The organism is Halobellus rarus (genome assembly GCF_024494595.1).
Lineage (GTDB): Archaea > Halobacteriota > Halobacteria > Halobacteriales > Haloferacaceae > Haloquadratum > Haloquadratum rarum.
In genome coordinates, this window is record NZ_JANHDI010000007.1 from 148,571 (window position 1) to 168,857 (window position 20,287).

The following is a 20,287-nucleotide window of genomic DNA, read 5'->3' on the forward strand; positions in this document are numbered from 1 at the left end:
GACCCGACAACGATGGCAACCGACGACGACGCGTCGGACGCCGACCCCGACCGGGGCGGCGACGACGCGTTGGAGGGCGAGGGGGAGGGATCCTCGTCGACTCCCGAGGGGGACACCGTCGATCGGGCCACCGGAGATTCGGGCGAGACGTCGGACGACGGGGCTGGGGGGCTCCGCCCGACCGACGACGCGGATCGACCGGCGGCGGGATCGACCGAACTGTCCGTAGTCGAGGACGGAGCCGACGCTCCGGGGAGTCCCGACGGAGCGACTCCAGACGGCACCGACGAGGCCGATTCGCCGAGTCCCGACGGGACCGCTTCGACGGATGCCGACGAGGCCGGGAGCGCAGCGGCCGACGGGCCGCGCGCCGCCGTCGGCGAGTACACCTGGGCCGACTTCTTGGACGAATACGGCGACGACGGCGACGTCGAGACGCTCTACGGCGGTCTGGATCCCCGTGAATACGACGCGGACGAGGAGAACGAACGCTGGGACGACGGCGTCGAGATCCCGACGCCCACTCGCGACGACTGGGACGCGGTGAGTATCGACCCCGAGGAGTACCTCGGCTTTCACCCGGTCGACGTCGACGACGAAGTGCAGGATGCCGCCGCGGAGGCCGTCCGGATCTCGGCGGCGTTCGAGGCGTTCTGCGACCCCGAGACCACGCCTGTCGTCAAGGACGTCTGGCTCTGGGAGCACTACAAGCGGGAGTACTACTACGAGGAGGACGGGTCGCGACCGCGCGGCGAGGAGGGTGAGATCGACCGCTTCGACCCCACGGAGGCGCTGGGATTCGACCCCGACGTCGTCGAGAACGCGTTGGCACGCGGCGGTCAGCGGGCCGGGGAACTCGACGAGATCGTCGACGAGCGAACGGTCGACGTCGACCCCGAGTTCGACGAGGACGCCTTCTTCAGCGACGAGCGCGGGGCGACGACGGTCGTCAACCGCTACGACCTCGAGAAGGCGGTCCCGATGGAGAAGAAGACCCACTTCCGGGAGGTCGAGCGCTACTGGGTCAACGAACCCCACTCGTTCGTGATAATCTTCCACTCCACGAAGGAGAACGAGAAGAAGTACTACGTGATCGAACCGCACCAGAATCGGATCGAAGCGGATCTCGCGGAGTTCCTGACCGGGAAGCTCCGGACGGCGATCAAGTACGACGACGAGACCATCGTCGGCGACGCCCCGGACACGCGCCGACGGGTGATCGAGGGGCAGTCGCTGGAGCTGCTCGAACGGTACAACCTCTATCGAGCGCCGGAGCATCCGCGAGAAGCCGGGCTCTCGATCCTCGCCACGCAGAACGGCCACGCCGACGAGGAGGGGGGCCTCCTCTCGCAGTTCGATCTGGATCTGGACTTCGATTTCGGTGGCGACAGCGACGACGGAGACGCCGCAGGCGCATCCCGCGATCCCACGTCCGCGTCCTCGAAGCGCTCGCTGGCCTCTCTGGCCCGCTCGCTGGGGCTGAAAGAGGGTTCGCTCGGCGGCCGCCTCGACGGGCTCTTCGAACCGCCGACGGTCACGGAGGCGGACCCCTCCCTCGACGGCATCGCCGCGCGACCGGAGTCGGCGGTGCTGGCGGAGGACCCGACGGAACTGAACGACTACCAGGTGGAGAAACTGCTGTACGTCCTCCGCCGGGACTTCATCGGCTACGAGCGGATCGACGGGATCAAACACGACGTCAACGTCGAGGACATCTCCTGCGACGGCTACAACTCGCCGGTGTTCGTCTACCACTCCGACTACGAGCAGATCATCTCCAACGTCTACCACGGCGAGGAGGAACTCGACGACTTCGTCGTCAAACTCGCCCAGCGGTCGGGGAAGGGCATCTCCAAGCGTCGGCCGCAGGTCGACGCCACCCTCCCGGACGGGTCGCGGGCGCAGTTGACGCTCGGTCGGGAGGTCTCCGATCACGGGACGAACTACACGATCCGACAGTTCAAGGACGTTCCGTTTACCCCGATCGACCTCGTGAACTGGAAGACCTTCTCCCTCGAAGAGATGGCCTTTCTCTGGCTCTGCATCGAGAACGACAAGAGCCTCATCTTCGCCGGCGGGACCGCCTCGGGGAAGACGACCTCGCTGAACGCGGTGTCGCTCTTCATCCCCTCGAACTCGAAGATCGTCTCGATCGAGGACACCCGCGAGGTCGAACTCCCCCAGCGCAACTGGGTCGCCTCGGTCACCCGGCCGTCGTTCAGCGACGACGACCGCGGCGACGTCGACGAGTTCGACCTGCTGGAGGCCGCGCTGCGGCAACGGCCGGACTACATCGTGATGGGCGAGATCCGCGGCGAGGAGGGGCGGACGCTCTTTCAGGTGATGTCGACGGGACACACCACGTACACGACCTTCCACGCCGACAGCGTCGGCGAGGTGCTCAAGCGGTTCACAACCGACCCGATAAACGTCTCGAAGACGATGTTCACCGCCTTGGATCTCGTCTCGGTGCAGACCTCAACGCGGGTGCAGGGCGACAAGGTCCGGCGGAACAAGTCGTTGACAGAGATCAACCACTACGACGCCGAGAACGACGAGATCAACGTCCAGGACGTCTACCAGTGGCAGGCCGAGGGCGACGAGTTCCTCAAGATGGGCTCGTCGAACACGCTCGAAGACGTCCGGTTCGACCGCGGGTGGTCCAGAGAGCAACTCGACGAGGAGCTGTTCAAGCGGCGCGTCGTGCTCGCGTACCTGATCGACCGCGGGCTCAACACGTACTCGCAGGTCGCGGCGACGCTACAGGCGTTCATCAACGACCAGGAGACGATCCTCGCGCTGATGGCCCGAGACGACCTCGAACGCAGCCTCGAGGACCTCCGGGAGATGGAGTCCGTCCAGATCAACGTCGACCCCGAGAAGGAGGAGATGGTCCCGCGTCCCAGCGCCGGCGAGGAAGTCAGAGACCTCTGCGCGGAGATCCTCGGCCGCGCCGAGGAGGAACTGTGGCCCGACTACCGCGACCTCGACGACGTCGACGTCGCGGACGCGCTGATCGACGTCGATACCGCCCCCGACGTCACCGCCGCCGGCGGCGATCACCCCGAACTCGACGCCCTCGAGGAGCGGGCGGGGGACCCGGAACTCGAAGCGGAGTCGGAGACGCCGGCGCTCGGCGACGATGCCGATATGCCTGCGTTCGACGACGACACCGACACGCCGGCGCTCGGCGACGGATCGGAGCCCGCGGACGCGGCTCCCGACGGCGATACCGACGTCTCTCTCGGCGACCCTACGGATTCCGGTGACGGGGGTGACCTCGGAATCGAGGACTTACTGGAGGGTCCGGCTGACGACGGTGAACCGATCGCAGACGAGAGCGAACCCCCCGGCGACGACACCGCCGTCGAGAACGGCGGGGAACCGGACAGTTCCGACAGCGAGGGGCACGCCGGGGACGGAGCGGACGTGTTCGACGGCGATGCGGGCGCTTCGGTCGAGGGCCGTGCCGGTGATTCCCCCGCCGACGGCACGGGAGACCGCTCTGGCGGTGACGGGGACGATCCGTCGGAAGAGGCCGTCGACGACGCGGATGGTTCGACCGGCACGGACACCGAGGTGGCCGGCGAGGAGATCGAAACGCACGGCGAAGACACGGAACTGTCCGACAGCGAAGACACGGAAGCGCCCGACGGCGACGAGCGATCGGGCGACTCGGATGCCGGTGCGGACACCGACACCGGAACAGACGCCGAAGCAACCGACGAGGCCTGGGACTTCGGGGCCGTCGAGGAGAGCGACACCGAGGACGGTGACGATGGGGATGACACAGCGGACGACGGGAGCGCCGCCGAGGACGGTGACGATGGGGCCGACACCGAGGACGGCGACGCCGACGAACCGACGGGGACCGAGCGATGAGTCTGGACGTCGGTGAGGCCGACGGCGAGGGCCTCGACCGGAGCACGGACGCCCTCGGCGACGCGTTCTACCCCGTCTTTCAGTTCCTCTTCGACGAGGACGGCGACTTCGTCGCCGACGTCGGGACGAAACTCGAACAGGCGCGGATGCCGGCGACGGTGGAACTGTACCTCTCTCGGGCGATCGCGATCGGCGTCATCGCCGGCGGCGTCCTCTGGCTCCTGGGCACCCTTCTCGCCTGGGGGATCTTCGAACTCGGCCTCGTCTCGCCCGACGCGGTCAGCATCGGGCTGCCGGCCCCGGACGCCGCGACGGCCGCGGCGCTGAAGTCACTCACTGTCCCGGCGGTCACGCTCGTTTCCGGCGTCGTTTTCGGCGCGATCGGGTTCGGCATCGGGTTCGGCAGCCTCGTCGCCGTCCCGTACTCGAAGGCCTCGGGCCGGAAGCGCGAGATCAACATGCTGCTGCCCGACGCCATCTCGTTCATGTACGCGCTCTCGGTGGGGGGGCTGAACCAACTCGAAATTTTAGAGGCGATGGGGCGGGCCGACGACACCTACGGCGAGGTGGCCAAGGAGTTCCAGAGCATCGTCCGCGAGACGGAGTACTTCGGGATCGACTACCGGAACGCGATCCGGAATCAGGCGATGGCGACGCCCTCGGACGAGCTCTCGCAGTTCCTGACGGATATGCTTTCGATCGTCAACTCCGGTGGCGATATGGAGCAGTTCCTCGACGACAAGAAGGAGAAACACCTCCGGACGGCGAAACAGGAGCAGGAGACCGTCCTCGAGACGCTCGAACTGTTCGGCGAGATGTATATGACGCTCTCGCTGTTTCCGCTGCTTCTCATCATCATCCTCGTCATCATGAGTATGCTCGGGCAGGCCCAGCAGGAACTCCTTTACGGGACGGTCTACGGGCTGGTGCCGCTGACCGGCGTGGCCTTCCTCGTCCTCGTCTCGACGGTCAAGCAGGACGAACCCGGCGACGGGTACCTTCAACCCTCGAACAGCTCCGATCGGCTCCAGCAGGTCAACCGAGAGGGGCTGATCCACATGGGCCTGATCGAGAGCTTCGTCGGCGAGTTCCGCATCTTCGAGCGGATCCGCTCGCGGGAGGGGACCTACAAGACGGGGCAACTGCTCCGAAACCCACACCACTTCTTCCGAGACCACCCGCTGTACTCGCTCCTGCTGACGGTGCCGGCTGCGGGCGCGCTGCTCGCCGTCGCCGTCGCCAACGGCGCTGCCCCGCTGGAGTGGCAGGGGATGCTCGACAACCCCGTCTGGGGGACCTTCGTCTGGTGGTACGTTCCCGTGTACGTCATCGGCGTCCCGCTCGCGGCGTTTCACACCTGGAACGTCCGCTCGCGGAACGCGGTGGTCGGGAAGCTCTCCGACAACCTCCGGAAGCTCTCCAGCGCGAACGACACGGGGCAGACGCTGCTGGAATCGGTCGAGACCGTGGCGTCGACGTCCTCGGGCAAACTCTCCGAGGAGTTCGAGGTGATGCACGCGAAGGTGAACTACGGGATGAGCCTCCGCAGCGCGCTCGTGGAGTTCAACAACAAGTACCACATCCCACGACTCGCGCGGACGGTGAAGCTCATCTCGAAGGCGCAGGAGGCCTCCAGCCAGATCACGGAGGTGCTGACGACCGCGGCGCAGGCCTCCGAGAACCAGGACGACATCGAGCGCGAGCGCAAGTCCCGAACGCGGATGCAGGTGGCGATCATCCTGATGACGTACCTGACGCTTCTGGGCGTGATGGCGATCCTCAAGACCCAGTTCCTCGACGTGATGTCCGGGCTGTCGGCGCAGGCCGGATCGTCCGGCGGCAGCGAACTCTCCGGGCAGGGGCTCAGCTTCGGCGGCGGCGTCGACACCGACGTGCTGTCGGTGCTGTTCTTCCACGCCGTCACGCTGCAGGCGGCGCTGTCGGGCTTCATCAGCGGGTACATCCGCGACGCCGACATCGTCTCGGGGGTCAAGTTCGTCGTCGTCCTGCAGACGATCGCGCTGTTCGTCTGGATGGTGGTGGGATGACCCGGGCGACGCCGGTGGACCCGTCGTCGTCCGTCGCAGACGTCTCGTCGCTCGAAGCGGACGTATCGCCGCCCGCCGCGGACGCGTCACCGTCCGGAGCGCCGCTCGACAACGGTCGGCACGCCGACCGCGACGGCGACGATCGCGCGCAGACGACGATCGACTTCGCCATCGGGGTCGGACTGTTCCTGCTCGTCGTCGCGTTCGTCGTCGCGTTCGTTCCGACGGTGTTCGCGCCGTTCGAGAGCGCGGAGGGGCCGCAGACGGCCGATCGGATCGGAACGTCGCTGGCGGCGGACCGCCTCGGCGACCCCGCGGACCCGTACGTCCTGAACCGGACGTGTACGACCGAGTTCTTCGCGCAACTGGACGGCGACGGTCCCGCGCCGTCGGGCTGTCAGTTCAACACGAGCGCGGAGACGACCAGAGAGATGTTCACGCTCGACGGCACGCGAAACGCCAACGTCTCCATCTGGACGCTCGGCGCCGGCGGTGACGTTCAAACGATCGACGGGACGCGACTCACGGCGGGACCGTCGCTGCCGGAGACGCGCTCTGTCACCTCGGCGCGCCGGATCGTCTCGATCGACGGCGAGACGTATCGCCTGCTCGTGAGGGTGTGGTGATGGACCGCGGCCAAGCCCACACGCTGGAGGCGATCACCGCCGCGATGATCCTCGTCTCCAGTCTCGTCTTCGCGCTGCAGGTGACGGCCGTGACGCCGCTGACCGGCAGCACGTCCAGCCAGCACATCGAGAACCAGCAGGGAGCCGTCGCCGAGGGCGTCCTCGCGACCGCCGAGGAGAACGGGACGCTCGTACCGACGCTGTTGTACTGGAACGACTCTGCGGGCAACTGGCACGGCGCTACCAACGACGGCTACGTCCGCGGGCCGCCACCGACGAGGTTCGGGAACGTCCTCGAGCAGGCGTTCCTCGAGCGCGGGATCGCCTTCGACCTCACGCTGTACTACGTCGACGACGACGGCGACCGCCAGCGGGAACCGATCGTCGACCTCGGCGAGCCCAGCGACCACGCGTCGACGGCACGGCGTCTCGTCACGCTCTCCGAGGGCGACCAACTGCGCGAGCCGGACGAGTCGCGGTCGGGGACGACACTGGAAAACGCGTCCTACGTCGTCGACGACAGCGATCCCGAACAGTCGCTGTACTCGGTCGTGGAGGTGGAGCTCGTCGTATGGCGGATGTGAGTCGACATCCGGATTCGGACACTCGGCGCGAACACCGTGAGAGCGGCAGCGGGGGCGGAGACCGCGGCCAACTCCTCCTGGTCGGCGCGCTCGCGCTCGCGGTGCTGTTCGTCGCCCTGGCGCTGCTCCTGAACACCGCCATCTACACCGGGAACCTGGCGACCCGAGACGCCGGCGTCGACGCCGCGCCGGCGATCGAGTACGCCGCCGACTCCCGTACAGCCGGCGTCGACGCGATCCGGTCGGTGAACTACCGCAACGACACCACCGAGACGGACCTGAACGCGGCGTTCCGGGACACTGTCGACCGCTGGGACGACCTCGCGACCCACCACAGGGCCGTCGCCGGCGACGTCGCGGCCGTGGAGGTGGCGGATACCACGAACGGGACGCGGATCGGACAGAACAGCGCCTCACGGAATTTCACGAACGAGAGCGGAGTCGCAAACTGGACCGTCGCCTCCGGGTCGGACCTCTCGGGCGTTCGCTCGATGCGCTTTACGGTCGACGAGTCCGAACTCGCTGACAGCCCGTCCGACGCCTTCCGTATGAACGTCACCTCCGGGGGAGTGACTCGGAGCCTCCACGTCTACGAGAACGGCGGGGACGTGGCGGTTCGCGTCGACGACGACGGCACCGAACTCTCGTCTCGGTCGTTCGACCCCGCCGACGGCACGCTCGTGATCGACGTGTCGAACGGTTCCGTCGAGGGGACGGCGTATCCGGAACTCCGAACGGTGATCGACGCCGAGGACGGCACCGAGATCGAGTACCGGTACGGGGATATGGCCGGCGGCACGTACACGATGGTGATCGACGACGACGCCGCGAACGACGCGTCGCTCTCGACGCCGGGGTCGGGCGAACCGTACGCGACGCCGGCGATCTACGGCGCGACGTTCGACGTCACCTACCGGACCTCGGATCTCGACTACGCGGCGCAAATCGAGGTGAAGCCCGAATGAGCCGGCGTCGGGGGTTCGGGGCGATCGAACGGGTCGATCCCGGTGGATCCGACCGCGCCGTCTCGATCACCGTCAACTACGTCATCGCGTTGAGCATCACGGCCGTCCTGATCTCCGGGCTCCTCATCGGTGCGGGGACGTACGTCGAGAACGAGCGCGACCAGGTGGTTCGCGAGGAACTGACCGTCGTCGCCGAACAGCTCGCCGCCGGCATCGACGACGCCGACCGCCTCGCCCGGACGGCCGAGGATCCGACCGTCCGCGTCGGCGTCGACCTCCCGCGGCGGGTCGCCGGCGAGTCCTACCGAATCGAAATCGCCAATCTGTCCGCACCCGAACCGCAACCGGAGCGCTACGAACTCACGCTCCGATCCTCGGGGTCCGGCGTGAGCGTCACACTTACCGTCTCGACGCTCGAAGCGATGAGCGAAACGTCCGTGAACGGCGGCTGGGTCGTCGTCGAACTCGATACGGGGGGGACGGATACGCTCGTGGTTTCCGACGGCGACCCCTCGGCGACGCTGTCGCTGTCGCGGCCGAGTGGGGGGATACGAGAATGACGCACCGCGCGCAGTCGTCGAACATCGGGCTGGTATTACTCCTGGCGCTGACGATCACCGGCGCGGGCGTCGTCGTCGCCTTCGGGTCGTCCGCGCTGGCCGACGTCCAGGACCAGACGTCGATCGACCGTGCGGAGCACGCGATGACGATGCTCGACGCCCGAACCGCCGTCGTGGGACTGGGCGAGGGCTCGGTCCAGACTGTCCGACTCGGTCGGGGCGGCGACTACGCCGTCGAGTCCGAGAGCGGGTGGCTCCGGATCGACCACGCGAACTACACCGACGGCGAGACCCAGACGATCTACAACGCGTCGCTCGGCTCTGTCTCCTACCGCAGCAGCGGGACGACCGTCGCCTACCAGGGCGGCGGCGTCTGGCGGCAGCAGGCCGGCGGGACGACGATGGTGTCGCCGCCGGAGTTCCACTACCGCGGGACGACACTCACGCTTCCCGTTCTCCGCGTCCGATCGACTGACGCCGCGAGCGGCGACACGACGGCGACGATCCGCCAGTCCGACGAGTTGGTTCGAGTGTTCCCGAACGAATCCGACACGTACGACGCGACGTCGGAACCGTACGAGAATCCCGTCCGGAACGGAACCGCCTCCGTCACGGTCCACAGTCGGTACTACGAGGGCTGGGCCGACTACTTCCGAACCCGGACGACCGGCAACGTCTCGGTCGACGACGACAACCGGACTGCGACGGTCGTCCTCGAGACGACGAGCCTGGTCGGCTCGTTCCCGTATCCCGAGAAGGACGGGAGCGTCCCCGTCCGCGGCATCGCCGAGGGTCACTCGGTGACCGACTTCGAGACGTCGATTCGCGTCGGGAGCGGAAACGGGAACGGGAACGGGGGCGGCACGGCCAACAACCTCTACGTTTCGTTCTACATCGACGAGGGGCCGAGAGCGTACGAGGCGGCCGTCGCGCTTCCGACCGGAATCGGGAACTACTGCAAGAACGGCCCCGACGACGAGGACCTGCGGCTGGACGTCTACTACCACGACGAATCGACGACGGAGGGTGTCCACCGGTGGACGAACGACGACATCTCCTCGATTTCCGGGCCGGTCCAACTCGCTTGTGAGGACGGTGATCCGGTGGTTCAAATCGAGTTCACCAGTTCCGCACAGAACCTCACCTACGGGTCCAGCAGCGTCGACGAGGAGACGGCGATCGACTGGGAGTCGCTGGACGACGGCGCACCGGATCCGGACCCGACCACATTCGCTCACGACGGGGACGACGGCGAAAACACCACGTACCACTACGGCGACGAACAGACCCTCCAGATCCTCACGCGGCACTACTTCGCGATGTTCGGTACCGAGTTCAAGCTCCGCGTTCACCACGGCCCCGGCGATAGCGGGACCGCCCGAATCGACGTGTCCGACTCCGGCGGCGTGCTCCGCTACGACACGATCGATGACGGTTCGTACATCACCTACCTGCACGTCACCGAGAACAACGTGACCGTCGAACTCGATTGACGCAAACCGGAGTCGGGCTCATCAAGCCCGAAGTCCCTCGGTGAGGCTGAGGATGCCGTTGCCGACCTCGACGACGACCGTCTCCTCGGGGTCCGAACCGATCCGACAGCGGCGGTCCGTCTCTCGATCGCCGTCCAGGACCGCGCGGACCTCGTACTCGCCGTCCGGGACAGCGTCCACCTCGCCTTCGGTCTCTCCCGGCTGGAGGTAATACCGATCTCGGAACGCAACCGAGCCGTCGGAATCGACGAGTTCGATCTCCAGATCGTACCCCATCTGGTGGGCGTAGCTTCGGACGTGGACGTCTTCGCTGCGGGCCGACGCCTCGCTGTCGCGGGTGGCTGTGGGATCGTTCGCGCGTGGAGGACGCGCTCGGGCCGCTCGTTCGGAGACCATACCGGACACGTGATCCTGAGGCGAGATATACCCACGTAAGGCTCAAATCGGCGTTTGAGCGTGATCCGGGTGACATCCGGAGTCGATACGTGTCGACGCCGCTCACTCGAAGGACGTCGTCACGCGGATCCAGACCACCGTCACTCGATCGACGTCGGAGACGGTGCAGGATATCTGTCCGGGAGCGCCCGGACTCGGATCGGTGACCGTGGTACACTCGTCGAACCCGGCGGATTCGTACTGTCGGGCCCACGCGTCGGTGTAGGGGGTCGTGACGTTCACGCTGACGTCGTGGGCGACGCCGTCGTCGTCGTAGAAGCGCCGCGCCCTGCTTCCGGCGGTCCGGATGCGGACGGTCTGTGAGCCGCCGACCGCCGCAGTCCCCACGTGTTCCTGTCTGATCAGCGTGAGGTGCACGCGGTCGTCGTCGACGACGAGCGGCGGCCCGCGGACGACCGACGCGCCGCCTCGGTCGCTGTCGCGGAGCACCGCGCCGTGGCTGAGTCGGATCTCCCCGCCGGTGGCGGCTTCGTAGACGAGCGGCGACGAGGAGAACTCCCAGAACTGCGGCGGGCCGTCGACCGGGTCGACCGTCACGTTCATCGCGGCGTCGTCGGCCGACCGGACCGTCGCGTCGGCGAGTTTCACTTCGGTACCCCGGCTGGGCGCGCCCTCGATCACGTCCCGGAGGTTGTCGGCGAGGACGTCGAAGGCGCGCTGGGCGTTCTCGACGCGCTCCGCGTCGCGCGTCTCCTCCAACTCCGCGACGCCGACCGCGTAGACCGTCCCGACGGAGGCGACAACGAGCGAGAAGACGAGGACGAAACTGATCGTCTCGCTCACCCCGCGGTCGCGATTCCGTCGCGACCCGCTCTGCTCCCCCCCGATTCGCATATCCGGGGCTTTCACGCTCGCGGAGTTAAGTGTGCTGTCGTGCGCCCCGGTCAGACGCGCCGCCGGCGCGAGGGTTCATAAGTGATGACGGGCCCACACCCGCCGTGACGTAACGACGGCCTCGCGTCGAACTGCGGGTGTTCGGCACGCCGGCGCGAGAGGTGGCGCGAGCGTGCCGACTGTCCGCCACGTTGGATCCGTTCGCCGCGGAACCGCGACGACGGTACCCGGAAAAGCGCGTCAGTCGTCGCTGGTCTGTGCGACCGCGTCGCTGTCGCCGGCAGCCGTCGCCGCCGCCGCCGGCGGCAGTTCCTTGCGGACGTCGTCGCGGGCGCGCTCCTCGATGACTTCGGCGTAGGCGTCGGGCATCACTTTCACGAAGTCCGCGAGGACCTCGCCCCAGTCGTCGAGCATCCGCGCCGCGCGGTCGCTGTCGGTGTACGCCGCGTGATTCTCGACGAGTCGACGGAGCATCTGCCGGTCGGAATCGTCGAGCGTGTCTTCCAGCGACACCATTCCCTTGTTGGTCTTCGCGGCGATCTCGTCGTCGGGGTCGTAGACGTACGCGACCCCTCCGGACATCCCCGCGGCGAAGTTGCGACCGGTGTCACCCAGCACCGCGACGACGCCGCCGGTCATGTACTCGCAGCCGTGGTCGCCGACGCCCTCGACGACGGCCTTCACGCCGGAGTTTCGGACGGCGAAGCGCTCGCCGGCGACCCCGTTGACGTACAGTTCGCCCTGCGTCGCGCCGTAGAGGGCGACGTTGCCGATGAGGACGTTCTCGTCGGGCTCGTAGGCGGCGTTCTCGGGCGTCTCGACGATCACCTTCCCGCCGGAGAGGCCCTTGCCGACGTAGTCGTTCGCCGCGCCGGTGAGCTCCATCGTCACGCCGTTCGCGAGGAACGCGCCGAAGGACTGCCCGGCGACGCCGTCGAAGTCACAGCGGATCGTGTCGTCCGGGAGCCCCTCGCCGCCGTGAGCGCTCGAAATGCGGTTCGACAGCATCGCGCCGACCGCGCGGTCGACGTTCGAGATGGGCGAGTCGATAGCGACGGGTTCGCCGCCTTCGAGCGCCGGCGCTGCACGCTCGATCAGCTGGTGATCGAGCTGTGCGTCCACGCCCGCGTGGGTCTGCGATTCGGTATTGTAGCGAGCGCCGCCGGCAGGCTCGGCGATGACGTCCGAGAGGTCCAAGTGCCTGGCCTTCTCGTGGTCGGTCTCGCGCTGCGCGAGCAGCGACGGGCGTCCGATCATCTCGTCCAGCGAGGTGAAACCGAGGTCCGCCATAATCTCGCGGAGCTCCTGGGCGATGAACGTCATGTAGTTGATGACGTGCTCCGGCTGGCCGGGGAAGCGGTTCCGGAGCTTCTCGCGCTGGGTGGCGACGCCGACCGGACAGGTGTTCTCGTGGCACTGCCGCGCCATCACGCAGCCGGAGGTGACGAGCGACGCCGTGCCGAAGACGTACTCTTCGCCGCCGAGCAGCGCCGCGACGGCGACGTCGCGGCCGGTCTTCATCCCGCCGTCGACGGTGACGCGGATCCGCGAGCGCAGGTCCGTCGCCCGGAGCATCTGGTTCGCCTCCGCGAGTCCGAGTTCCCACGGGAGTCCGGCGTTCTTGATCGACGTCTTCGGCGACGCCCCGGTCCCGCCGTCGTGTCCGGAGATGTGGACCACGTCGGCGTTGGCCTTCGCGACGCCGGCGGCGATCGTCCCGATACCGGCCTCGGAGACGAGCTTCACGTTGATGTCCGCCTCCGGATTGGCCGCTTTCAGGTCGTGGATGAGCTGCTTCAGGTCCTCGATGGAGTAGATGTCGTGCAGCGGCGGCGGCGAGATGAGACCGACGCCCGGCGTCGCGAAGCGGACGTGCGCGATCATCTCGTTGACCTTCTTGCCGGGGAGGTGACCGCCCTCGCCGGGCTTCGAGCCCTGCGCCATCTTGATCTGGAGCTCGTCGGCGTTCGTGAGGTACTCGGAGGTGACGCCGAAGCGGCCGGAGGCGACCTGCTTGACGTTGCACTCCTTCTCGGTACCGAACCGCTCGGGCGGTTCGCCGCCCTCGCCGGTGTTGGACTTCGCGCCGAGGCGGTTCATCGCGATCGAGTTGTTCTCGTGGGCCTCCGGCGAGAGGCTCCCGAGCGACATCGCCGCCGTCGAGAACCGCTCGACGATCTCCTCGACGGGTTCGACCTCCTCGATCGACACCGGATCCCGGCCGGAATCGAACTCGAGCAGCCCGCGGAGCGTCTGGAGCTCCTCGGCCTGATCGTTGATGAGGTCGGCGAACTCCTGATACTTCTCGTAGTCGCCCGAGCGGACCGCCTGCTGGAGCGTGCCGACCGTCTGGGGGTTCCACTGGTGGTGAATCCCGTCGGAGCGGTGTTCGTACTCGCCCTGGCGGTCGAGTTGGGGATCGTCGCCGAAGGCGACGGTGTGTCGCGTCCGGACGTCTTCTTCGATCACGTCGATGCCGATTCCCTCCGTGCGGATCTCCGTGCCCTCGAAGTACTCGGCGACGAAGGCGGAGTCGAGGCCGACCGCCTCGAAGATCTGCGCGCCCTGGTAGGACTCGACCGTCGAGATGCCCATCTTGGCCATCGTCTTCAACAGGCCGTCTTCGAGCGCCTTCTTGTAGGCCGCGATCGACTCGCTCTCGTCTGCGCCGTCGGGGCCGGCGACGACGTCCGAAATCGTCTGGTAGGCGAGGTAGGGGTTCACCGCGTCCGCGCCGTAGCCGACGAGGGTCGCGAGGTGATGGACCTCGCGGGGGTCGCCAGACTCGACGACGAGGCCCGCGTGGTTCCGGAGGCCGTTCCGGACGAGGCTGTGGTGGACCGCGCCGGTGACGAGCAGGCTCGGGATGGCGATCCGATCGGGGTTCAGGTTCCGATCGGAGAGGACGACGACGTCCGACCCCGACTCGATGGCTGCTGCGGCGTCCTCGCGGACGCGCTCGACGGCGTCCTTCAGCGATCGCTCTCGCTCGTACGTGATATCGACGATCGTCGACTCCATCGCGTCCCCTGCGTCTGCTCCGAGCGACTTGATGCCCGCCGTCTGGGCGTCGGTCAGGACGGGCGAGTCGAGGACGAGCTGTCTGGCGTGCTCGGGCGTCTCGTCGAGCAGGTTGCGCTGCGCGCCGAGCCGGGACTCGAGCGAGGTGACCAGTTCCTCGCGGATGTAGTCCAGCGGCGGGTTCGTGACCTGGGCGAACAGCTGTTTGAAGTAGGTGAAGAGCGGCCGGTTGAAATCGGAGAGCACCGACAGCGGCGTGTCGTCGCCCATCGAACCGACGGGGTCCTTGCCGTCCTTGGCCATCGGTTCGATGAGGTGGCTCAGTTGGTCGTGGGTGTAGCCGAACGCCGCCTGCGAGGCGCGGAGGTGGTCGACGTCGCCTCGCGGCTCGTAGTCGTCGGTGTCGGCGAGCTCGTCGAGTTGGCGCTGCTCCTCGTCGACCCACTCGCCGTATTTCTCCTCAGTGAGCGACCCGAAGACCTCCTCGTCGGGGATGACGCGGCCCTCCTCGGGGTCAGCGACGAACAGCTGTCCGGGCTGAAGACGACCGCGCTCTTTGATCTCGCTGGGGTCGGTGTCGAGCGCGCCGACCTCGCTGGCCATCACGAGCGTGTCGTCGGTGGTGACGTCGTAGCGGCAGGGCCGCAGCCCGTTCCGGTCGAGGACGGCCGCGACGCGGTCGCCGTCGGTCGCGGCGACGAGCGCGGGGCCGTCCCACGGCTCGATCAGCGAGGCGTGGTAGTCGTACCACTCGCGCCGTCCCTCGCTCATCCGGTCGTCCCCGCGGTAGGCCTCGGGGATCAGCATCCGGAGGACGTGCGGGAGGTCGCGACCGCCCTGCAGGAGGAGTTCGACCGCGTTGTCGACGGAGGCCGTATCGGACTGATCGGGGTCGTTGATGACGGGCTTCAGCGTCTCGAGGTCGTCGCCGAACCCGGGGTGTTCGAGGTCCGTCTCCCGACTCCGCATCCAGTTGATGTTGCCCTGGATCGTGTTGATCTCGCCGTTGTGGACGATGTGTCGGTACGGGTGCGCGAGGTGCCACGCGCCCAGCGTGTTCGTCGAGAACCGCGCGTGCACCAGCGTCAGCGTCGTCTCTAGCCGCTCGTCGTCGAGATCCAGGTAGTAATCGGCGAGCTGTTCGCCCTTCAGCAGGCCCTTGTAGACGAGCGTCCGCCGAGAGAGCGAGCAGATGTAGAAGCGCGCTGCGCCCTCGGAATCGAGCTTCTCGACCTCGTTTTCGACGGCGCGGCGGGCGACGTAGAGCGCCCGGTCGAAGGCGTCTACGTCGCGGTCGTCCTCCGGAACGACGAACGCCTGCCAGACGTCGGGTTCGGATTCGAGCGCGGTCGCGCCCAGGTCGGCGTTGTCGGTCGGGACGTCGCGCCAGTGAACGACGTCGAGGTCGTACTCGGCGAGCACGCGCTCGAAGATGGCGATGAGACCCTCGCGCGCGGCGTCGTCCTGCGGCATAAAGATCGAACCGACCGCGTACTCCGCCGGGAGATCGACGTCGACGACGGCGTCGAAGAACTCGTCCGGCCGCTGGATCATAATCCCCGCCCCGTCGCCGGTGTTCTCCTCGGCGCCGGTGGTGCCACGATGTTCGAGGTTCTCCAGTAACTCGATCCCGTCGGCGACGGTTTCGTGCGATCGGCCGCCGTCGAGGTCGATGACGGCACCGACGCCGCAGTTCGACCGCTCGTCCGTCGGATCCGCGAGTCCGACGGACTCGCCAGTCGTGTGTTCGTGTGGCTTGGTCATACGTCCCCCTAGACCTACCCCCTAAAGGACTTTCTCCTGTAAGAATAAGGGTTCACTAACCACATATAAGGTAATATGTATTATACAAATTCGAGTGAATACTCATTCGACGTTCGACGAATGAAAAGAACGACGATGATGGACCGAAGCAGCCGGGGGACCGGCCGTCGTGGGTCGTGCCGACCCTGTTGATCCGGTAGCCGTTTGCTCCTCGATTCAATTCCAATCGTAGCGATTTCCCTGCTCACTTCGCTCGCAGAAGAAATGCGCCGGCCGGGATTTGAACCCGGGCCATGAGCTTGGAAGGCTCAGGTCCTACCACTAGACCACCGGCGCTCGTTCGTCTCGGTCGCCACCGCAGTCACGCGGCACCGACCTCACTCGCCTGTTCCCGGTCCCCGAATAAGGGTGTTACCCTTTCGACTCGGGAGCACGCTCTCCTTCGTGTCCCATCGGGAAACGCGACGTCGCTGCCGTGGCACCTGTGGGCGCGGATCGTGCTCAGTCGTCGCTCGCAGTTTCCGCTTGGGACGCGTCGAGCGGCGGCGCGCGCGCCTCCTCGAACTCCGCGGCGGCGGCGCGGACGCGCTCGCCCATTCCCGGTAGTTCGTCGGGAGAGACGGGGCCGTTCTCGCGAATCGATTCGAGGTCACGCGGGAACTCTCGGAGGTCGTAGTGGATGTCGAGGCCGGCCTGCGCGCCCTTCCCCATCGCGACCGGAATCTGGTTGTGTCCCGGCGTGATGTCACCGACCGCGTAGACGCCATCCACGGTCGTCTCCATGCTCTCGTCGACGACGACCGTGTCGTCGTCGTTCAACTCACAGCCCAACTGCTCGGCGAGCGCGGTGTTGTAGTTCGAGCCGTACATCGGGAACCCGCCGCGGTACTGCCGGACGGTCCCGTCGTCGAACTCGAACGCCTCCAGCCACCCGTCCTCGCCCTTCTGCATCCCGGTGATCTCCGCCTCGACGATATCGATGGGATGGCCGCGGAGCTGTTCGTCCGTCTCGTCGCTCCACTCGGGCGTCTCACCGCGGAGCAGCAGATCCACGTCGTCGGTGAAGTTGAGCATGATCATCGCGACGTGAGCGGCGGCCTCGCCGGTCCCCATCACGTACACCGGTCGGTCGACGAACATGTAGGCGTCGCAGTGCAGACAGTAGTGCAGTCCCCGCCCCGTCCGCGGGACGGGCGGATCCGGTCGTTCGTCGTTGAAACCGACGCCGAGGACGACCCGGTCCGCGCGGAACTCCCCGTCGTTGCCGACGAGCCGGAACCGGCCGTCGTCGGTCCGCTCGACTTCGACGATGAAGTCGCGGACGACGTCCGCGCCGTAGGCTTCGACCTGCCCCTGCGCGGTCTGCAGGAACTCGTTGCCCGAGGTGTCCTCCGGCACGCCGATCACGTTGTGCGTCTCCAGCATCATCGCCGCGCGGCCGCCGCCGCGGTCGACGACGGCGGTGTCGTGCCCCAGTCGCGTCGTGTACAGCGCGGTCTGGAGCCCCGCCGGACCGCCGCCCACGACGACCACTTCGTAGTCGCGTACGTCCGCTGTTTCGCTCATTCGCGTCAGTATACCAGTCCCGACGACTTAAACGCAGAGTTCGCGTGCGTCGCGATCGATCACCCGCGAGAGGCTCGGGGCTGACCGGCCGGGACTCGGGCGTGCGGTTACCGTTCGGCATCGCTTCCACTCCGAAACCGGGTTGCTGCTCCGTATCCGGCCGCGCCGGCGACTGTCCCGAGCGCCCCCGCCCCAACGAGGTGGATCGGCCGGATGCCGGACCGGACGCGGTCGAGGGTGCCGTCACCGTCCTCGGGAACCCCCAGGACGTACTCGTGAACCTCGCCCGGGCGGATTGTGGCCGTGCGCGTCTCGTCGACGATCGCCCCCTCGACGTCGGTGACCCTCGCCGCCAGTTCGTAGTCGGTGCGTCCGGCGCCGAACACACTGACGCGATAGCTTCCGGGGTCGACGCCGTACCGACTGCACACCTGCGGATACTCGCCGCGCGACTCGTCGGTATGCGTTCCGCGAAGCCGTCTCACCCGCTCGCCGCCGGGATCGACGACGGCGAGTTCGACGTCCTCGCTCGAGGCGGCGACCAGCGCGAGCGGGAACAGCGACTCTCTGATCCGATCTCCGTCGACGGTGACGTGGTCCAACGGGCCCGGTCGCGTTCGGTCCGTGGAGGCTTCGATTCGGTCGTATCTGCTGTACACCATCCCCGTGTACGCCCCGTACGGTCGCATCGAGAGGGTCTCGTCGTCCCGATCGAAGCGCAGCTCCGGTCTGTTACGTCGGTACGTCGCGGCCGGACGGTTGGGATCGTAGATCGGAACCGTCACCCCGCCGGCGCGTTCCTCGAAACCGTACGCGAGGACCTGATGAGAGAGCCGCGTCTCGTTGAAGAGGATGACCGCAGCGGTGCCGAACCTCTCGATGACGTCTCGAACGTCGCGCAGGACCGCCGCCGTATCCAGCCAGTGGCGATACAGGAACACACGCCGTCCGAGGAAGGCGCGAAACCTGAGGAACTGATCGGCCTGTCTGTCCACGATCTCCTCGTACACAGGGGCCTCGGGGCGCTCGGTCGGGACCGTCGGGGCCTCGATTTCGCTCGCGAGACGGCGGTCCACGGGAATCGTCTCAGGGTTCTCGAAGTACCGCTGGGCGGTCAGGACCATCCCGTAGCAGTGCCCGTTCGTCCCCGCCCGCTGGACGACCGCCAGCCGGAGCTGTGCGGCTATCGAATCCAGGACCGTGCGCGGGAGTTCCGCGACGTCGAGTCCGAGCGCCGTGCGGGCCCGGTCTTCCCACGTCGTCCGGATCCGCGTTCGGATCTCCGATCGCGAGGGGCTCGGCGGCGTCTCGAAGTACTGGTCCTCCGACGACCAGTTCCGGAATCCGTAGGCGTGCGCTGTGGGGTCGAAACCGCGGGAATCGGGTGCGCGCTGTGCCCTCGCGACGCCGGCGGCGCTCCCGGAAACCCCGGCCGCGGCGGCGAACGTGGACAACAGCCGACGCCGGGAGATTCCGCGATCCATATCCGGCCATCCATCGGAGCGAGTATCACTGTTACGCAGGACGGGACCTCTCGGAGTGGCGGCTGTCGAGACGCCTCTCGGGACGACGGATCGGGCCGGGTCTCTCGTCTACCCGGCGGACACCTCGATCAGTCGAGTCCCGACTCGACGACGGCGTAGCAGTTGCCGCTGGAGACGGTGTTCGCCACCACGGTGAGGTCGCTCGCCGCCAGGTCGGATTCGAACTCTGCGGGGTCGTAGATGTGGTAGAACCGCGGCACGCGCTCGCCGCCCGGCAGCGTCCACGCGACGGTCGTATCGAACCCCGACGCCCGGTCGAAGCGGTCGTGGGCGGTCGACCAGGCGCTCACGAGCGCGCGACCGCCGGGGGCGAGCACGCGAGCCAGCTCGGAGAGGCTGGCGATCCGCTGTTCCCGCGAGCGGAGGTGATGCAGCGTCGCGACGTAGACCGCGACGTCGACCGTGTCAGCCCGAAGCGGTAGCGACGCGGCGTCGCCCTGTACGAGTTCGAGCGAACCGGCGAAGTCCCGCTTTCTCGATCGCTCCTGTGCCGTTCGGAGGAGCCCGGCGCTGACGTCGACACCGACGACGCGACCGACGACCGCCGAGAGCGACTCGGCGTGGCGGCCGTTGCCGCACCCGAGGTCGAGGCCGACCCGTTCGGCCTCGCTGTCTGCGTTTTCTGGCGGACCGCCGAGTGCCGATTCCGCCCCACCGACGAGCGCCGAGGGGACGTCCGCGGCCGCGTCGCCGTCCGCATCGCTCGCTGCACCGCCGCCGAGAAACGCCGTCACTTCGGGCCACGGGTACTCCCGCGTCGTCGCGAAGTGCTCTGCGATCCGGTCGTACGTCTCCCTGACCGGGCTCGCCCGCTCGTCGTCCATAGTCTGGACTCGCGCTCGCGACACAAAGCCCCGGTGGTCCGGCCGGAAGCCGCCTCTGGAGGTTCGGGCCCGTCCGGAGGGCACCGGATCGCGTTTGGCGAGTCGCCCCCGTTCGAATCC

The 20,287-nt window shown here is 67.5% G+C and carries 13 protein-coding genes and 1 tRNA gene; 7 read left to right on the plus strand and 7 right to left on the minus strand.

Annotated features, from left to right (window positions below):
* Positions 1-12: 12 nt before the first annotated feature.
* From NO876_RS08990 to NO876_RS09020, 7 genes are read left to right on the plus strand one after another with little or no spacing between them, the layout of a single operon-like run.
* The gene (locus NO876_RS08990) at positions 13-3,882 is read left to right on the plus strand and encodes an ATPase, T2SS/T4P/T4SS family (protein ID WP_256421348.1); all 3,870 of its coding nucleotides are present in this window, start codon (positions 13-15) and stop codon (positions 3,880-3,882) included.
* On the plus strand, positions 3,879-5,930 hold the full coding sequence (locus tag NO876_RS08995) for a type II secretion system F family protein (protein WP_256421349.1): 2,052 nt from the start codon (positions 3,879-3,881) through the stop codon (positions 5,928-5,930). Before NO876_RS08990 ends, NO876_RS08995 begins: the two co-directional genes overlap by 4 nt.
* Positions 5,927-6,556 carry a DUF7287 family protein gene (locus tag NO876_RS09000; RefSeq protein WP_256421350.1) on the plus strand — a complete coding sequence of 210 codons (630 nt, stop codon included), beginning with the start codon at positions 5,927-5,929 and terminating at the stop codon, positions 6,554-6,556. Before NO876_RS08995 ends, NO876_RS09000 begins: the two co-directional genes overlap by 4 nt.
* Positions 6,556-7,140, plus strand: a complete 585-nt coding sequence (locus NO876_RS09005; protein WP_256421351.1) for a DUF7288 family protein — start codon at positions 6,556-6,558, stop codon at positions 7,138-7,140. Before NO876_RS09000 ends, NO876_RS09005 begins: the two co-directional genes overlap by 1 nt.
* Complete coding sequence (locus NO876_RS09010; protein ID WP_256421352.1) at positions 7,128-8,105, plus strand: DUF7261 family protein; 978 nt, start codon at positions 7,128-7,130, stop codon at positions 8,103-8,105. Before NO876_RS09005 ends, NO876_RS09010 begins: the two co-directional genes overlap by 13 nt.
* Entirely contained in the window at positions 8,102-8,665 is a 564-nt protein-coding gene (locus NO876_RS09015) for a DUF7266 family protein (protein ID WP_256421353.1), read from the plus strand. Before NO876_RS09010 ends, NO876_RS09015 begins: the two co-directional genes overlap by 4 nt.
* Entirely contained in the window at positions 8,662-10,158 is a 1,497-nt protein-coding gene (locus tag NO876_RS09020; RefSeq protein WP_256421355.1) for a DUF7289 family protein, read from the plus strand. Before NO876_RS09015 ends, NO876_RS09020 begins: the two co-directional genes overlap by 4 nt.
* Before the next feature lie 21 nt (positions 10,159-10,179).
* Here NO876_RS09020 and NO876_RS09025 read toward each other — a convergent pair whose 3' ends face one another.
* The 7 genes from NO876_RS09025 to NO876_RS09055 all read right to left on the minus strand — a co-directional run bounded on the left by NO876_RS09025 (position 10,180) and on the right by NO876_RS09055 (position 20,167).
* Positions 10,180-10,554: an Ig-like domain-containing protein gene (locus tag NO876_RS09025; RefSeq protein WP_256421356.1), complete on the minus strand. Its 375-nt coding sequence runs from the start codon at positions 10,552-10,554 to the stop codon at positions 10,180-10,182.
* A 102-nt stretch (positions 10,555-10,656) separates the two neighbouring features.
* Entirely contained in the window at positions 10,657-11,448 is a 792-nt protein-coding gene (locus NO876_RS09030) for a DUF7289 family protein (RefSeq protein WP_256421357.1), read from the minus strand.
* 240 nt (positions 11,449-11,688) lie between these two features.
* Complete coding sequence (gene gltB / locus NO876_RS09035) at positions 11,689-16,233, minus strand: glutamate synthase large subunit (protein ID WP_256421358.1); 4,545 nt, start codon at positions 16,231-16,233, stop codon at positions 11,689-11,691.
* A gap of 265 nt (positions 16,234-16,498) precedes the next feature.
* A tRNA-Gly gene (locus tag NO876_RS09040) sits at positions 16,499-16,569 on the minus strand.
* Between the two features lie 165 nt (positions 16,570-16,734).
* Positions 16,735-17,799, minus strand: coding sequence for an NAD(P)/FAD-dependent oxidoreductase (locus tag NO876_RS09045; RefSeq protein WP_256421359.1), 1,065 nt, complete (start codon positions 17,797-17,799; stop codon positions 16,735-16,737).
* Positions 17,800-17,906: 107 nt separating this feature from the next.
* On the minus strand, positions 17,907-19,283 hold the full coding sequence (locus NO876_RS09050; protein ID WP_256421360.1) for a hypothetical protein: 1,377 nt from the start codon (positions 19,281-19,283) through the stop codon (positions 17,907-17,909).
* A gap of 128 nt (positions 19,284-19,411) precedes the next feature.
* Positions 19,412-20,167 carry a class I SAM-dependent methyltransferase gene (locus NO876_RS09055; protein WP_256421361.1) on the minus strand — a complete coding sequence of 252 codons (756 nt, stop codon included), beginning with the start codon at positions 20,165-20,167 and terminating at the stop codon, positions 19,412-19,414.
* Between the last annotated feature and the right edge of the window lie 120 nt (positions 20,168-20,287).

Excerpts from the sequence above, each read along its gene's own strand:
- NO876_RS09010 (WP_256421352.1), top strand. The coding sequence starts at position 7,128 with ATGGCGGATGTGAGTCGACATCCGGATTCGGACACTCGGCGCGAACAC.
- NO876_RS09030 (WP_256421357.1), bottom strand. The coding sequence starts at position 11,448 with ATGCGAATCGGGGGGGAGCAGAGCGGGTCGCGACGGAATCGCGACCGC.
- NO876_RS09000 (WP_256421350.1), top strand. The coding sequence starts at position 5,927 with ATGACCCGGGCGACGCCGGTGGACCCGTCGTCGTCCGTCGCAGACGTC.
- NO876_RS08995 (WP_256421349.1), top strand. The coding sequence starts at position 3,879 with ATGAGTCTGGACGTCGGTGAGGCCGACGGCGAGGGCCTCGACCGGAGC.
- NO876_RS09020 (WP_256421355.1), top strand. The coding sequence starts at position 8,662 with ATGACGCACCGCGCGCAGTCGTCGAACATCGGGCTGGTATTACTCCTG.
- NO876_RS09050 (WP_256421360.1), bottom strand. The coding sequence starts at position 19,283 with ATGGATCGCGGAATCTCCCGGCGTCGGCTGTTGTCCACGTTCGCCGCC.
- NO876_RS09005 (WP_256421351.1), top strand. The coding sequence starts at position 6,556 with ATGGACCGCGGCCAAGCCCACACGCTGGAGGCGATCACCGCCGCGATG.
- NO876_RS09015 (WP_256421353.1), top strand. The coding sequence starts at position 8,102 with ATGAGCCGGCGTCGGGGGTTCGGGGCGATCGAACGGGTCGATCCCGGT.
- NO876_RS08990 (WP_256421348.1), top strand. The coding sequence starts at position 13 with ATGGCAACCGACGACGACGCGTCGGACGCCGACCCCGACCGGGGCGGC.
- NO876_RS09045 (WP_256421359.1), bottom strand. The coding sequence starts at position 17,799 with ATGAGCGAAACAGCGGACGTACGCGACTACGAAGTGGTCGTCGTGGGC.
- gltB (WP_256421358.1), bottom strand. The coding sequence starts at position 16,233 with ATGACCAAGCCACACGAACACACGACTGGCGAGTCCGTCGGACTCGCG.
- NO876_RS09055 (WP_256421361.1), bottom strand. The coding sequence starts at position 20,167 with ATGGACGACGAGCGGGCGAGCCCGGTCAGGGAGACGTACGACCGGATC.
- NO876_RS09025 (WP_256421356.1), bottom strand. The coding sequence starts at position 10,554 with ATGGTCTCCGAACGAGCGGCCCGAGCGCGTCCTCCACGCGCGAACGAT.